The organism is Streptomyces sp. ACA25 (assembly GCF_028200735.1).
GTDB lineage: Bacteria > Actinomycetota > Actinomycetes > Streptomycetales > Streptomycetaceae > Streptomyces.
In genome coordinates, this window is record NZ_JAQKPV010000006.1 from 163,802 (window position 1) to 177,269 (window position 13,468).

A 13,468-nucleotide genomic window follows, 5' to 3' on the forward strand; every position below is an offset into this window, starting at 1 on the left:
TCCATCCCCCCGGTGGACCGGCCCGGCCCCTCCATCATGCGCCGGAGGTGTCTCAGTCCGGTAGCACCCCGGTAGCGGTCCTGTCCGTCGGCCGCGGGCGTGGTCCGGGCCGGTCAGGGGGCGCCCAGCGGCTGCCGCGCCCGGGGGTCGGTGCCCGGCCGGTGGGTGGCCCAGTAGGCCACGGCCAGCGAGATGCCGTTCCGCGCCGGGGGAGGCACCAGGAGCATCACCCCCCGGACCAGGCGGGCGAAGCGGCGCAGGGCGCGCTCCTCGCGCGGGCTCCACGCCAGCCCGAGCCGCTCCCGCAGGACCGGCGGCAGGGTGCCCACGGTGACGAGCCGGGTGTACCGCGCGGCGAGGGCGGCGCAGGGCCGCCAGACGGGCCCGGGCAGCAGCCGGAGGGGAGGTTTCGCCGGGTGGGCGAGCTCCTCGAGCAGGTCCCGGACCGAGGCGTTGTCCTCCAGCCGTTCCGCGACCATGGTGTCGTAGTAGGCGCAGAAGGATGCCCAGTCCGGCGGCAGGTGGTGCTCCCGGAGGCCCCAGACCCGCCCGACGTCGCGCATCTCCCGGTAGTACTCCTCCACCACCTCCGGCCGCAGCCCCCTGCCGAAGAGCCGCTGGGCGTCGACGGGGCCCTTCACCAGGGTGGCGTGCACCCAGTGGTAGGCCTCGGGGTGGAGCGCGTGGTAGCGGCGCCCCGCGCTGTCGACGCCCTTCATCGGGGCGTGCACCCGGATCAGCCGGGCGGCTTCGGCGGTGGCCGCGCGCTGCCCGCCGTAGATGACGGTGTTCAGCGACATCAGGGTGCGGCCGAGCCGCGGCCAGGGCTCGGACCGGAAGTCGCTGTGTTCCTTCACCCCGGCCCCGACCACCGGATGCGACACCTGGAGCAGGAGGAGCTGGGGGGCCAGCAGCGTCCCGCGGGCGTCCCCGAAGAACCGCCAGACGGGCCCGCCGCGCCGTGGGGCCCGGGCGGCGGAGGCGCCGGGCGCCGGGCCGGAATGCGGGCCGGTGGGCCGGTGGGAGTTCATCGTCACCAGTGATCCGGTCGGGTGGGCCTTCCGCGCACCGGGGAGGAGCGCGGCCGGCTCCTCCCAGCCTAAACGAGTCCGGAAGCACGGACACGGCACCCGCAGGGCGCATTTCCCCGTCGCAACGGCCCTTCCGTACGGGAAACGTGCCCGACCCGGTGGCGAAGGGCGAATGCGATCATCGGGGGAGCCGAACGACCGAGAGCGAGGGCCGCCCGGATGACGTCCTCACCGATCCGCCCGTCCGCCGGGCCGGAGACGCCCGGCCCGGGACCTGCCGGGACCGGCCTCACCGTGGACGAACTGGCCGCCCGGACCGGTCTCACCGTCCGCACGCTGCGCTTCTACAGCAGCAAGGGACTGCTGCCCCCGCCCGTGCTCGGCCCGCGCCGCGTCGGGCGGTACGGGGCCGAGCACCTGGCCCGGCTCTCCCTCATCGGGGAGCTCCAGCGCCAGGGCCTGACCCTGGCGGCGATCGAGCGCTACCTCGAGCAGCTGCCGGCCGACATCACGCCGGAGGACCTCTCCCTGCATCGCGCCCTGGTGGCCACCTGGATGCCGGACACCGCGGAGCGCATCCCCCGGGGACGGGTGCAGAGCCTGGCGGGCCGGACGCTGTCCGAGCACGACCTGGACCGGCTCGCCGCGATGGGCGCCCTGGACCGCACCGACGATCCGGAGGAACTGCTGGTCAATCCGGCCATGCTGCCCCTGGGGGTGCGGCTGCTCGACGTGCCCATCCCGCTGGAGACGCTGCTGGCCACCCGGGAGATCGTGCTCAAGCACACCCGGGCGGTGGCCCGTGAGCTGCACCGGCTCTTCCGCGAACAGGTGTGGCGCCCCTACGTCGAGGGTGAGCCGGCCCCTGAGGAGGTGGCGCGGATGCGTGCGCTGTCCCAGGACATCCAGCCCGCGGTGGTGCAGGCTCTGGTGACCGCCTTCCAGCGGTCCCTGCGCGAGGAGCTGCGCGCCTCCGCCACGGCCTCCGGTGGCCGTGGCCCCGGTGACACGGGTCCCGACAGCGCGCCTCCCGGAGACCGGGGCCCCGCCTGACAAGCTCACCGCCCCCGTCCGGCGGCACGACGAGAACCTCGATCTCCCTCACGATGTGGTCGAGATCGAGATCGAGATCGAGACGGACCGGGCCGGGCTGATGCGGGCGGCGGCGGAACGGGATCAGCGCCTTGCCCGGTTTCTCCTGCGCTGAGCCTGCGGTTCATCCTGTGTGCCGAGGCCGCTCCTCGGCGGTGCGCGCGGCACGCGGGTCCAGCAGGGCCCGGCCGATGATCTCCTTCATGATCTCGGTGGTGCCGCCGTAGATGGTCTGGATCCGCCCGTCGGTGAAGGCGCGGGCGACCGGGAACTCGGACATGTAGCCGTACCCGCCGTGCAGTTGCAGACAGCGGTCGGTGACGCGCTTCTGCAGCTCGGTGGCCCACCACTTGGCCATCGAGGCGTGCACCGCGTCGAGCGCGCCGACGGTGTGCTCGGTGAGACAGCGGTCCACGAAGCTGCGGGTGACGGCGCACTCGGTGGCCATTTCGGCGATCTCGAACCGCACGTGCTGCAGCCGGGCCAGCGGGCGGCCGAACGCCTCCCGCTCCTTCACGTACGCGGTGGTGATCTCCAGCAGGTGCTCCGCCACCGCGATCGCCGAGACCGCGATCGCCAGCCTTTCCTGGGCGAGGTTCGTCATGAGGTGGCCGAACCCGCCGTGCAGGTCGCCCAGCAGGTTCTCCTTCGGCACCGGTGCGTCGTGGAAGAACAGCTCGGCGGTGTCCTGGGCCTTCAGTCCGATCTTGTCGAGATTCCGGCCGCGCTCGAAACCCGGCGTGCCCCGCTCCACCACCAGCAGGCTCAGTCCGCCGGCCCCGCCCTCCGGGGTGGTGCGGGCCACCACGATCACCAGATCCGCCAGGATGCCATGGGAGATGAAGGTCTTGGACCCGTTCAGGACCCAGTGATCACCCCGGTCCTCGGCGGTGGTGCGGATGCCCTGCAGGTCGGATCCGGCACCGGGCTCCGTCATCGCGATCGCCGTGATCAGCTCACCGCTGCAGAACCCGGGGAGCCAGCGCTGCTTCTGCTGCTCCGTCGCCAGGGAGGTCAGGTACGGGCCGATGACGTCGTTGTGCAGGCCGAGGGCGGGACCCGAGACGCCGGCCCGGGCGAACTCCTCGGCCAGTACCGCGGCGAACCGGAAGTCCGGCTCGCCCCCGCCGCCGTACTCCTCGGCGACCGCAGTCCCCAGCAGTCCCTGCCGGCCGGCCGCCCGCCACACCTCCCGGGACACCACGCCGTCGGCCTCCCACCGCGCGTGGTGCGGCAGCACCTCCCGGGCCAGGAAGGCGCGGACGGTCTCCCGGAACGTCTCATGGCCGGCGGTGAAGATCTCACGCTTCATCAGGACTCCTCGTGCGGACGGCCGAGCCGGGGGAGCTCCCAGTCACGGGCGATCCCGGCGGCGTGCGCGCCGGGCAGCGCCGGGGGGCGGCGGAGCGTGCCGGGGGTGACGGAGAAGCGGGGCGCCGGGGCCGGCTGGGGAACACCGCCGTGGTCGGTGAAGGTGCCGCGGGCGGCCAGGTGGGGATGGCTGCCCGCTTCCCGCAGCGACAGCACCGGCGCGGTGCAGGCGTCGGTTCCTTCGAAGACGGCCGTCCACTCCGCCCGGGTGCGGGTGCGGAAGCGGGCGGCGATGAGGGCGCGCAGCTCGTCCCAGCGGGCGGTGTCCTCACGGTCCGGGGCGCTCTCACCGAGGCCGAGCAGGGCGGCGAACTCGGCGTAGAACCGCGGCTCCAGCGCCCCGACGGCCATGTAGCCGCCGTCCGCGGTCCGGTAGACGGCGTAATAGGGGCAGCCGCCGTCCAGCAGGTTGGCCTCCCGCCGGTCCTGCCAGGCCCCGGCGGCGAGCATCGCGTGCAGCATGGTGGAGAGGTGGGACGCGCCGTCGACGATGGCGGCGTCGACGACCTGGCCGTGTCCGGTGGCGCGGGCGTGGTGCAGGGCTGCCAGGACGCCGACGACCAGGTACAGGGAGCCCCCGGCGTAGTCGCCGAGCAGATTGGCGGGCACGGACGGCGGTCCGGAGGCGGGGCCGATCATGCCGAGGGTCCCGGTGACGGCGAGGTAGCCGATGTCGTGGCCCGCCCGGTCGGCCAGCGGCCCTTCCTGGCCCCAGCCGGTCATCCGGCCGTAGACCAGCCGGCGGTTGCGCGCCCGGCACTCCTCGGGCCCGACTCCGAGCCGCTCGGCGACGCCCGGACGGTAACCCTCCAGCACGATGTCGGCGCGCCCGGCGAGGTCCAGGAAGAGCCCCGGGCCGTCGGCCGTCTTGAGGTCGAGCACGACGGACCGCTTGTTGCGGTTGGTGACATCCCGGTCCGCGGGGAGTCCGAGCCCGGCGCCGCCCGGCCGGTCCACGCGGACCACGTCCGCGCCGAGGTCGCCCAGCAGCATGGCGGCGAAGGGGCCCGGACCGATGCCGGCCAGTTCGACCACCCGCACCCCCGCGAGCGGGCCGTCGCCGGGCTCCGCGCCCGGGGCCGTGTGTCCGTCGCTCATCCGACCTCCCACTTCGGTGTGACAGTAAGAGTGTCACACCGAAAGGGGGTGGGGGTACGGGAAGGTGCCGTGTGGGCAGGGTCCGGAGGAAACCGCGGTGCGCACCCGGCCCGATCCCGGTTCCAGCCGGGACCGGGCCGCGCTCACGTGGCGGGGAGCGCCGCGGCCAGCAGCACGACACCGAGCGAGCCGACGAGCGAGGTGACGGCCAGCACCCGCGCCAGTTCGGGACGCCCCCGGCTGTACGCCCAGCCGTGCACCGCCGCCGCGATCATCACCGCGGTGAACAGGCCGAGCTTGGCGGCCAGGGTGCGCCCGTAGCCCGGCTCGGCCAGGGACGCCCAGGTCACCCCCTTGTGCCAGGCGATCGCCACCCCGGTGCCCAGCTGCAGCGGCAGGAACAGCGCGCCGGTCAGCATCCCGAACCGGCGCCCCGCCGCCCGGACGAACCCCGCCCTCGCCTCGGCCGTCAGCATCCGGCGGGCCAGCGGGAGGATCACCAGCGTCAGGGCCAGCTGTCCGCCGACCCACAGCGCCGCTCCGGCGACGTGGAGGAACCGCACCACGGCCCACGGCCCGACCTCGCTCACGGCTCGACCGCCACGATGCCGAGCGCACCGTTCTCGGCATGGCGCATGTCGTGGTCGACGAACGGGTAGTTTCCGGCCTCGGGGAACACGGTCTCCACGAACCCGCCCTGCGCGGCGGCCAGATCGAGCACCTGGGCGCCGCCCGGGTCCCCGGGCCGCAGCAGGTGTGCGCCCTCCTTGTAGACGGTGTCGAACACGGTGCCCACGATGTGGAAGGCGATGCCGTCGCTGGGACCGGCGGCCACCACCCAGAACCGCGCGCGCTCCCCGGCCCGGGCGGTCAGCGGGGCCTGGGCGTACTGCCCGGCGCCGCCGTTGAACACCCAGGCGTCCGGGCGGGCCTCGCGCATCTTGGCCACCTGCTCCTCGCTGCCCGGAGTCCCCAGGTAGAGCTGGGAGGCGACCAAGGCGTACTCCCGGTCCACCGGGTCAAGATCCGGCGGGTCGATGATGACCGCGCCGTACATGCCGTTGCCGAGGTGCTGGAGCAACGGGGGAGTGCTGCAGTGGTACAGCCAGGCCCCCGCGTGCTCGGCGGTGAAGCGGTAGACCAGCTCCTCACCGGGCTCGATGGTGCGCATCGGCTCGTCCGGGGCCAGCGCCCCGGCGTGGAAGTCGATGCCGTGCCCGAGCTCACTGTCGTTGATCAGGGTGATCTCGAAGGTGTCGCCGATCGTCCCGCGCAGGGTGGGGCCGGGGGCCGTGCCACCGAAGGTCCACATCTGCTGGACCACCCCGGGTGCCACCTCGACATCGGCCTCCACCGCGCGGAGTTCGACCTCGTGGACGCGCCCCCCGGGGGCCGGGGGAAGCGCGGCGGGGAGCGGCTCCCAGCCGGGAGACGGTTCCGCGGCGAGGTTCAGCCCGCCGGGGGAGCTGTCGCCCGTGCCGTGACCACCGGCATGCTCCGGCTCCGCCGGTGCCGGTTCCGCGGAGCCCGCCACCTCGATCCTCATGGTCATGCCTGCCGCCTTGTGGCCGGGCACCGTGCACCAGCCGTCGAGGTCGGCGGTGACCGGACCCAGGTCGAGCGTGTGGCTCTCCAGCCAGCCCAGCATCGGGGTGGCCGGCCCGTCCTCGATGAGCAGGTCGTGCGGGTGCGCGTCGTCGTTGGTGACCTCCAGCCGCAGCTCCGTGCCGGGCTCCACCTCCAGACGGTCGGGGATGACCGACATGCCGCGGAGCGAGACCTCGACCGTCCGGACCTCGCCGGTGCCGGCCCCGGCCGCCCCGGCGGCGGCCGTGTTCTGCGCCCCGCCCGCTTCCGGCTGCCCGCCCGGGGTGTTGGCCACCAGCACCGCGAGGACGGTGAGGACCACCCCCAGCCCGGCACCGACCAGTGGGGCGAGCCGGCCGGTCGCGGGCCGTTCCGCGCCGGGCGGGTCCCCGGCATCCGTCGAACCGGGGGCCGGAGTCCCCGCCCGGCGGGCGAGGACCGTGGCGGTGAGGGCGAGGAAGGCGGCTCCGGAGGCGAGAACGAGTGCCCAGCCCACCGCACCGGCGGGAGCCGGCAGCGGCAGTGCGAGCAGCAGGACTCCGGCGTTCAGCAGAGCGAGGCGGACCGGCCACCCCAGGTCCAGAATGCCGGTGAGCGCGGTCCGGGAGTCCGGGCGGCCGGCCGCGAGGACGATCGGCAGGAGATAGCTCATGGCACCCAGAAGCACCTGGCCGACGAAGCCGATGAGCAGAACCGGGACCAGCGAGTCCAGGTCACCGAGCAGGACGGCCGGCTCACGGGTGGCCATCAGCAGCAGATCGGCGGCCACGGCCACCAGCAGCCAGCAGGTGCTCGCGGCCAGCATCCAGGCCGCGCCGGAACGCGGAGCGCGCAGCGCCGCCGTCCGCAGGAACAGCGAGGCCGCCCACGCCGTCCCGGCGGCGTAGAGAGCGAGACCGGCGACGGCCGGCCAGCGGGCGCCGAGCAGCAGCGCGCCGGCGGTCAGCAGCAGCCCCGGACCGGCGAGCCACAGCACCCGCCGTGCCACCAGGACCGTGCGGTCCTCCATGCGTACGCCCAGCACGGTCGGCCACAGCATGAACAGGGTGCCGAGCACCGGGAGCCCGATCCAGCCGAGCAGATTGACGTGCAGGTGCGCCAGTGCGGTCCCGGCCTGCCGGTCCGCGCCGGCGTGGCCGGTGGCCAGCAGCGCCCCGAGCGCGGCACCCAGCACCAGCGCGAGCGCGCCGGCCTTGTAGTACCGGGCGATCGGACCCAGCCGTCCGCCCAGTGAGCCGCGGCCCAACCGGACCAGCACCGTCAGATGCGCGAGAACCGCGGCGATCACGCCGATCGCCCCCACGGCGATCGCGGCCGGCAGGTCGGCCCAGACCCCGGCGAGCACCGCGACAACCGACACGTTGAGGCCCGCCAGCCGGGCATCGCTCCACCGGGGGTCGGGGAGCCGGGCATGGCACATGGCGACCGTGAAGTGCTCACTCCACACCATCAGGGCGGTGGACACCCCGCCGAGCAGGAACAGGTGGACGGCCAGCCAGCGGGCCACCGGCAGGGAATCGTGCGCGGCGACCGCCAGCAGCGCCAGGGCCAGCCAGGCGACCACGGCGGCATGCGCCCGCAGGTGGCGGGTCCGCGGGCCGGAGGAGGTGAAGTGGCTCGGCGGGTGTGTCCCCTCGGCCCCGGTCGCACCGGCGTGCGGCCCGGGCGGGGCGGGGGAGGAGGCCGACGGGCCGGACGGAGAGGGCAGGGCCGGGTGACCGGTCATACCCGGCTCCCGGCGGGGAGCAGCGCGGCCAGCTCTTCCTGGTGGGGGAAGGACCCGGGGCGGTAGTCGCACCAGGGTTCCTCCGAGTAGGGGTTCCCGGTCAGCCCGAAGGCCCGGGACCGCGAGCCGCCGCACACCCGGCGGAACTCGCATCGCCCGCAGCGGCCGTCGAGCTGGTCAGGGTCCCGCAGGCCGGTGAAGAGCTGCGAGGAGCGGTAGATCCCGGACAGCGGCTGCTCACGGACGTTGCCCGCGTCCATCGGCAGGAACCCGCTCGGGTGCACGGTCCCCCGGTGCGAGACGAAGACGAAGCCACGGCCGGCGTTGACGTCCAGCGGCGGGCGCCGGGCCCGCCGGACGGGCGCGTGCAGGCCGAGCGACCGGGCCCGGTCACGAAGCCCCCGGTACAGGGGCCCGAGTCCGAGAACCGCCACGTGGTCCTCGCCCCGCTCGGCCAGTACCCGGCGCTGCAGGGCCACCCGGCGGAAGTGGTGTGCCTCGGTGGTCTTCGCCGGCACGGTGAGACCCACGTCGTACACGAAGTTGAGCAGGTCCTCGACCTCGCGCGCGGACAGTCCGGCCAGTTGGCGGCCACGTCCGGTGGGCACCAGGAAGAACGCGCTCCACAGCATCGCCCCGTGTTCCTGGACGAGCCGCACGATGTCCGGGAGGTCGTCCAGGTTGTGCTGGGCGACGGTCGTGTTGATCTGCACCTTCATCCCGAGCTCCCGGGCGGCGTCCCAGGCGTCGAGCGTCCAGCGGAACACCCCCGGCACGCCCCGGAAACCGTCGTGCAGCGCGGGTGTGGAGCCGTCCAGGCTCAGGGAGAGGCCGGAGGCTCCCGCCTCGTGCACGGCCCGCAGGCTGTCCGGGGTGAGGGTCGGGGTGCCGGACGGGGACACCGCGACCCGCAGGCCCAGCTCCGTCCCGTAGGCGATCAGCTCCAGCAGGTCGGGCCGCTGAAACGGGTCTCCCCCGGTGATCACGAAGAGCGGGGCGGGCCGCCCGAAGTCCGCGACCTGGTGCAGCAGGTCCTTGGCGGCGGCGGTGTCCAGCTCCAGCGGATCCCGGTCCGGCACGGCTTCCGCCCGGCAGTGCCGGCAGGCCAGCGGGCAGGCCCGGGTCGACTCCCAGATCACGATGAACGGCTTGTCGTCCACGTCCTGACGCTGTGCCCGGACCGCGCGGCCGGCGAGGGCCGGGGCGGTGGAGCGGGGCCGGACGCTTCCGGCGGCGGCACGCGCCGCGGTGAGGGCTGCGGGGCCGCGGGACCGGGCGAGTGCCGGCTGCTGCTTGTGCACGGTGACGTACCTCCGGGACGGGTCACGTCAGCCTGGCAGGAGACCTGCCGCGACCCGCCCGGCCGAAGGGCCCGGACACCGGGGCCACCCAGGGCACCCCGGGAGTCCGCTCCAGGGCCGGTCGGGACCGGGCCGGGGCCGTTCGGCCCTCGCGACCGCTTCCTGCCGCCGGTCTAGCGTGGCCGCCATGGAGAGTGAGGCAGGCGCAGGTCCGCCCGACTCCCTCGCGGGCGGGGCGCGGTCCCCGGCCGTGCGGCGGCACAGCCTCCGCGCGGCACCCGCCGGAGGGCCGGCCGGGGAGACGCCCGACGGCCCGCCCGGCACCGGCCCGCCCGGGGAGCCCTTGGCAGGAACCGACGGCGGCACGGCCGAGGACCTCCGGGTCCCGGACCCCGGCGCGCCCGGCCCCGCCGACGGGGTCGGAGCCGGCCGGCGGACGGGCCTGGTGCTTCTGATCACCGGCCTCATCGGCTGGCTGGCCGCGTTCCGCCTCACGGTGGACGCGGACGCGCTGGGAGCCGACCCGTCGTACGTTCCGGCGTGCGACATCAACGATGTCGTCGGCTGCGGTGGCCTTCTCACCAGCTGGCAGGGCAGCCTGCTCGGGTTTTCGAACATGCTCCTCGGGCTGGGCGCCTTCGCCGTCGTCGCCACCCTGGGCGCCGCCGTACTCGGCGGGGCCCGCCTGCACCGCGTCCTCTGGCTCGCGCTGCAGACCGGCACGGTGGCCGGGCTGCTCTTCGTCCACTGGCTGATCCAGCAGTCGCTCTACGAGCTGAACAAGCTGTGCCCCTACTGCGTGGTCGTGTGGATCATCGTGATCCCGCTGTTCTGGTACGTGACCCTGCACAACCTGGAGCACCGGATCATCCCGGTGCCCGACCGCGGCCGGAAGGCGCTGCAGTGGGTGCTGGACACCCACTGGGTGATCCTCGGAGCCTGGTACGCGGTGATCGCCCTGCTGGTGTACCTCCGCTTCCAGCCCTTCTGAGCCCTTCTGGCGCGCGATGTGCCGGGGCCCCGCACAAGGTGCCGGGCCCCGGTGCGGGCGTCTCAGCGCGCCGTGAGTGCCAGCCGCTGGGTGAAGGTGCGGCCTCCGTCCAGCGACTCGTGGACGCCGTCCTGGCCCGCGACCAGCAGGCGGTCCGCGTCGACCGCGGCCAGTGCCTGGGGCCGGCCCCCGGGAACAGTGCCGGCCTCCTTCCATTCCGCGCCGCCGTCCGGGCTGCGGAACACCACTCCGGCGGGGTCGACACCGTAGAGGGCGTCCTGCTCGGCCCACGACAGCAGCATCAGCACGGGCTGGGCACCGGCACCGAAGGTCTCGCCGCCGTCGAGGCTGGTGACGACACCCTCCTGGGTGGTGCCCAGCACCATGTCCGGATCCTCCGGGGCGATGGCGATGTCCACCACCGGGACCTGCGCCCGGTCCTGCCACTGCACGTGGTCCTCGCTCACCCGCAGCATGCCGGTGACGCTGTCGTACCCGTACACCGTGCCGTGCGCGTATTCCAGGGCGTGGAAGTCGGCCTCGCCGCCCAGCGAGCGGGACTCCCAGGTACGTCCGGCGTCGGTGGACTCCAGCAGACCGCGGTTCGACGGCTCGTCGCTGCCGGCCGCCGGATGGCCGCTGCCGAGGAAGTGCCCGGGCCCGGCCACGGCGAAGCCCATGTAGTCGGCCTCGTCGCTGACCACCTCCCACCCGCCGTCCTCGTCGACGGCCAGCACGCCCTCGTGGGTGGCGACGTACAGGGTGTCGTCCGCCGGGTCGATGCCCAGGCCGTGCACGTGGCTGACCGCCGCCGCCTCGGCCGTGGGCCCGGCGTCCGGCTCCGCGCCGGCGTCCGGGGAGGCTTCGGGACCGGATCCTCCGGAGCAGGCGGCGAGCGCGGTCGCGAGCAGCGCCGCGACGGAGACGGAAACGGTGCGGGTGCGGGTACGGGGAGCCATGGAAGTCCTCGGTGGGGGCGGGGCTGCGGGACGGAGGGCCGCGACGTGCCGCGGGCCCTCCACCCCAAGCTACAACCGGCGTGCCGCGCGGGCGGCGGGCCGTCCGGCCCCGTGCGGAGAAGGGGCCCAACGGCCCTGCCGCGGCCCGCCGCAGTGCCCCCGGTGGGCCTTCCGCCGGGACCAACGGCCCCTGTGGGCGGTGCGGTCGTGGGACGAGAGTCACGGAGTGTCAGCCTTTGGGGCTCCGGAGACCGGTTTGCCTGCCCGGATTCCCACTGCCGCCGACGTCCTCGCACGAAGGAGAAGGGCGACTCATGACGGCCTTGAAGGAATTCACCGAGGCGTTCAGCGCCGAACACCGGCAGGTCCGCGACCTGCTGCTCGAACTGGTCGACGCGTTCGGCAAGCAGGACATCGCACGGGTCCGCGCGCTGGTCGGCACCGTGGCCGAGGCCACCGGCCCGCACTTCCGGTACGAGGAAGAGGCGATGTACCCGCAGCTGGTGCACATCTTCGGAACCACCTACGTGGAGAAGCTGCTCGCCGACCACGACGGGGCGATCCGCAACGCGCGCGAACTCCTCGGCCTCAGCTCCCTGGCCTCGCTCACCCCCGCGCAGGCCGCCCGCGGGGTGGAGCTGACCCGCGAGATCCTGCCGCACGTCAGCGACTGCGAAGGGCTCTCCATCATGGTCGAGACGTTCCCCGAGGCGGACATCGACCGCATCCTCACCACGCGGGCCGCCGCCCAGGACGCCGGCCTCGACCTGCTCACCTGGGCCGCCACCGAACGCGACCGGCGTGCCTGAGGAGAGGCCCGCACCGGCCGTGATCCAGGGCGGTATGGGGATCGGGGTCTCCGGGTGGCGGCTGGCAGCGGCCGTGGCCCGGACGGGGCAGCTGGGAGTGGTGTCCGGGGTGGCCCTGGACACCACCCTGGCGCGCCGTCTGCAGCGCGGTGACCCCGGCGGTGACCTGCGGCGTGCCCTGGCGCACTTCCCGTACCCGGAGGTGGCGGAGCGGATCCTGCGCCGGTACTTCGTGTCCGGCGGCATCGCCCCGGGCCGCCCGTTCCGCCCGGTGCCCCGGCTGGGACTGCGCCCGCACCGGGCCCGCGACGAGCTGACCGTGGCGGGCAACTTCACCGAGGTGTGGCTGGCCCGGGAAGGACACGACGGCCCGGTCGGCATCAACTACCTGGAGAAGGTGCAGCTCGCCACTCCGGCCGCTGCGTACGGGGCGATGCTCGCCGGCGTGGACTACGTCCTGATGGGTGCGGGAATCCCCAGCGAGATCCCTGCCCTGCTGGACGCCCTGGCCCGGCACGCGCCCGCGGAACTGTCGGTGACCGTCAGCGGCAGCGAGGAGCGCCACATCCTCACGTTCGACCCCGTCGACCGGATCGGCACCCCGGCCGGTACCCGGCCCGGGGCACTGCCGGAGCCGCTGCGCCGCCCCCGCATGCTGGCCATCGTGTCCTCCACCGTGCTGGCCACCTACCTGTGCCGGTCCCCGGCCACCCGTCCGGACGGTTTCGTCCTGGAGACGCCGAGCGCCGGCGGTCACAGCGCCCCGCCCCGCGGCCGGATGCGGCTCAGTGGCACCGGCGAGCCGGTGTACGGGCCGAGGGACGCCCTCGACCTGGCCGGTGTGGCCCGCCTCGGGCTGCCGTTCTGGCTGGCCGGCGGCTACGGCACCCCCGAAGGGCTCGCCGAGGCCCGGGCGGCCGGGGCCACCGGGATCCAGGCCGGGACGGTCTTCGCCCTGTGCCGCGAGTCGGGCCTGGACCCGGCGCTGCGGCGGCAGGTCAGGGACCGGGCGGCGCTCGGCACGCTGACCGTGCTCAACGCCCCCGACACCTCCCCTGCCGGGTTCCCGTTCAAGGTGGCAGGGCTGCCGGAGACCCTCTCGGAGCCGGACACCTACCAGGAGCGCCCCCGGCTCTGTGACCTCGGATACCTGCGTACCCCCTACCTGTCACCGGCCGGCTCGGTCGGTTACCGCTGCGCCGCCGAACCGGTCGACGCCTATGTGCGCAAGGGCGGCGCGGAGCAGGACACGGCCGGGCGCCGTTGCCTGTGCAACGCGCTCACCGCGGACATCGGGCTCGGCCAGCACCGGTCCGACGGCTACGCCGAACCGGCCCTGGTGACCCTCGGACAGGACCTCAGCTGTCTGGAAGGGCTGCCCTCCGACGACTGCTCCGCGGCCGACGTGGTCGCTCACCTGCTGGGCGGCTGAAGCCCGTCGAGCGGCGTCCCGAGCGGCCGGCTCTCCCGACGGCCGGGGGACCGGCCGCCGGACGGGGAGAC

At 74.4% G+C, this 13,468-nt stretch carries 11 protein-coding genes; 4 read left to right on the forward strand and 7 right to left on the reverse strand.

Annotated elements, in window-relative coordinates; translation table 11 throughout:
- Positions 1 to 113: 113 nt before the first annotated feature.
- Positions 114 to 1,031, reverse strand: coding sequence for an oxygenase MpaB family protein (locus PJ985_RS12085; protein ID WP_271683778.1), 918 nt, complete (start codon positions 1,029 to 1,031; stop codon positions 114 to 116).
- Positions 1,032 to 1,250: 219 nt separating this feature from the next.
- Here PJ985_RS12085 and PJ985_RS12090 point away from each other — a divergent pair, with 219 nt between their 5' ends.
- Positions 1,251 to 2,084, forward strand: coding sequence for a MerR family transcriptional regulator (locus PJ985_RS12090; RefSeq protein ID WP_271683679.1), 834 nt, complete (start codon positions 1,251 to 1,253; stop codon positions 2,082 to 2,084).
- Between the two features lie 163 nt (positions 2,085 to 2,247).
- On the opposite strand, the gene PJ985_RS12095 is transcribed toward PJ985_RS12090, so the two are convergent.
- From PJ985_RS12095 to PJ985_RS12115, 5 genes are all read right to left on the reverse strand, one after another.
- Complete coding sequence (locus PJ985_RS12095; RefSeq protein ID WP_271683680.1) at positions 2,248 to 3,435, reverse strand: acyl-CoA dehydrogenase family protein; 1,188 nt, start codon at positions 3,433 to 3,435, stop codon at positions 2,248 to 2,250.
- Complete coding sequence (locus PJ985_RS12100) at positions 3,435 to 4,592, reverse strand: CaiB/BaiF CoA transferase family protein (protein WP_271683681.1); 1,158 nt, start codon at positions 4,590 to 4,592, stop codon at positions 3,435 to 3,437. Before PJ985_RS12100 ends, PJ985_RS12095 begins: the two co-directional genes overlap by 1 nt.
- A 143-nt stretch (positions 4,593 to 4,735) precedes the next feature.
- On the reverse strand, positions 4,736 to 5,182 hold the full coding sequence (locus PJ985_RS12105; protein WP_271683682.1) for a hypothetical protein: 447 nt from the start codon (positions 5,180 to 5,182) through the stop codon (positions 4,736 to 4,738).
- Complete coding sequence (locus tag PJ985_RS12110) at positions 5,179 to 7,905, reverse strand: multicopper oxidase domain-containing protein (RefSeq protein WP_271683683.1); 2,727 nt, start codon at positions 7,903 to 7,905, stop codon at positions 5,179 to 5,181. The genes PJ985_RS12105 and PJ985_RS12110 overlap by 4 nt, the downstream gene beginning before the upstream one ends.
- The gene (locus PJ985_RS12115; RefSeq protein WP_271683684.1) at positions 7,902 to 9,206 is read right to left on the reverse strand and encodes a TIGR04053 family radical SAM/SPASM domain-containing protein; all 1,305 of its coding nucleotides are present in this window, start codon (positions 9,204 to 9,206) and stop codon (positions 7,902 to 7,904) included. Before PJ985_RS12115 ends, PJ985_RS12110 begins: the two co-directional genes overlap by 4 nt.
- Before the next feature lie 187 nt (positions 9,207 to 9,393).
- On the opposite strand from PJ985_RS12115, the gene PJ985_RS12120 reads away from it, so the two are divergent.
- Positions 9,394 to 10,197: a vitamin K epoxide reductase family protein gene (locus PJ985_RS12120; RefSeq protein WP_271683685.1), complete on the forward strand. Its 804-nt coding sequence runs from the start codon at positions 9,394 to 9,396 to the stop codon at positions 10,195 to 10,197.
- Positions 10,198 to 10,259: 62 nt separating this feature from the next.
- Here the strand turns inward: PJ985_RS12120 and PJ985_RS12125 are convergent, their stop codons facing one another.
- The gene (locus tag PJ985_RS12125) at positions 10,260 to 11,156 is read right to left on the reverse strand and encodes a F510_1955 family glycosylhydrolase (RefSeq protein ID WP_271683686.1); all 897 of its coding nucleotides are present in this window, start codon (positions 11,154 to 11,156) and stop codon (positions 10,260 to 10,262) included.
- Between the two features lie 314 nt (positions 11,157 to 11,470).
- Between PJ985_RS12125 and PJ985_RS12130 the strand changes: the two genes are divergently transcribed.
- Both PJ985_RS12130 and PJ985_RS12135 read left to right on the forward strand, forming a co-directional pair.
- Complete coding sequence (locus tag PJ985_RS12130; RefSeq protein WP_271683687.1) at positions 11,471 to 11,965, forward strand: hemerythrin domain-containing protein; 495 nt, start codon at positions 11,471 to 11,473, stop codon at positions 11,963 to 11,965.
- The gene (locus PJ985_RS12135; RefSeq protein ID WP_271683688.1) at positions 11,958 to 13,397 is read left to right on the forward strand and encodes a nitronate monooxygenase; all 1,440 of its coding nucleotides are present in this window, start codon (positions 11,958 to 11,960) and stop codon (positions 13,395 to 13,397) included. The genes PJ985_RS12130 and PJ985_RS12135 overlap by 8 nt, the downstream gene beginning before the upstream one ends.
- Positions 13,398 to 13,468: the final 71 nt, after the last annotated feature.

Excerpts from the sequence above, each read along its gene's own strand:
- PJ985_RS12085 (WP_271683778.1), bottom strand. The coding sequence starts at position 1,031 with ATGAACTCCCACCGGCCCACCGGCCCGCATTCCGGCCCGGCGCCCGGC.
- PJ985_RS12090 (WP_271683679.1), top strand. The coding sequence starts at position 1,251 with ATGACGTCCTCACCGATCCGCCCGTCCGCCGGGCCGGAGACGCCCGGC.
- PJ985_RS12095 (WP_271683680.1), bottom strand. The coding sequence starts at position 3,435 with ATGAAGCGTGAGATCTTCACCGCCGGCCATGAGACGTTCCGGGAGACC.
- PJ985_RS12100 (WP_271683681.1), bottom strand. The coding sequence starts at position 4,592 with ATGAGCGACGGACACACGGCCCCGGGCGCGGAGCCCGGCGACGGCCCG.
- PJ985_RS12110 (WP_271683683.1), bottom strand. The coding sequence starts at position 7,905 with ATGACCGGTCACCCGGCCCTGCCCTCTCCGTCCGGCCCGTCGGCCTCC.
- PJ985_RS12120 (WP_271683685.1), top strand. The coding sequence starts at position 9,394 with ATGGAGAGTGAGGCAGGCGCAGGTCCGCCCGACTCCCTCGCGGGCGGG.
- PJ985_RS12125 (WP_271683686.1), bottom strand. The coding sequence starts at position 11,156 with ATGGCTCCCCGTACCCGCACCCGCACCGTTTCCGTCTCCGTCGCGGCG.
- PJ985_RS12130 (WP_271683687.1), top strand. The coding sequence starts at position 11,471 with ATGACGGCCTTGAAGGAATTCACCGAGGCGTTCAGCGCCGAACACCGG.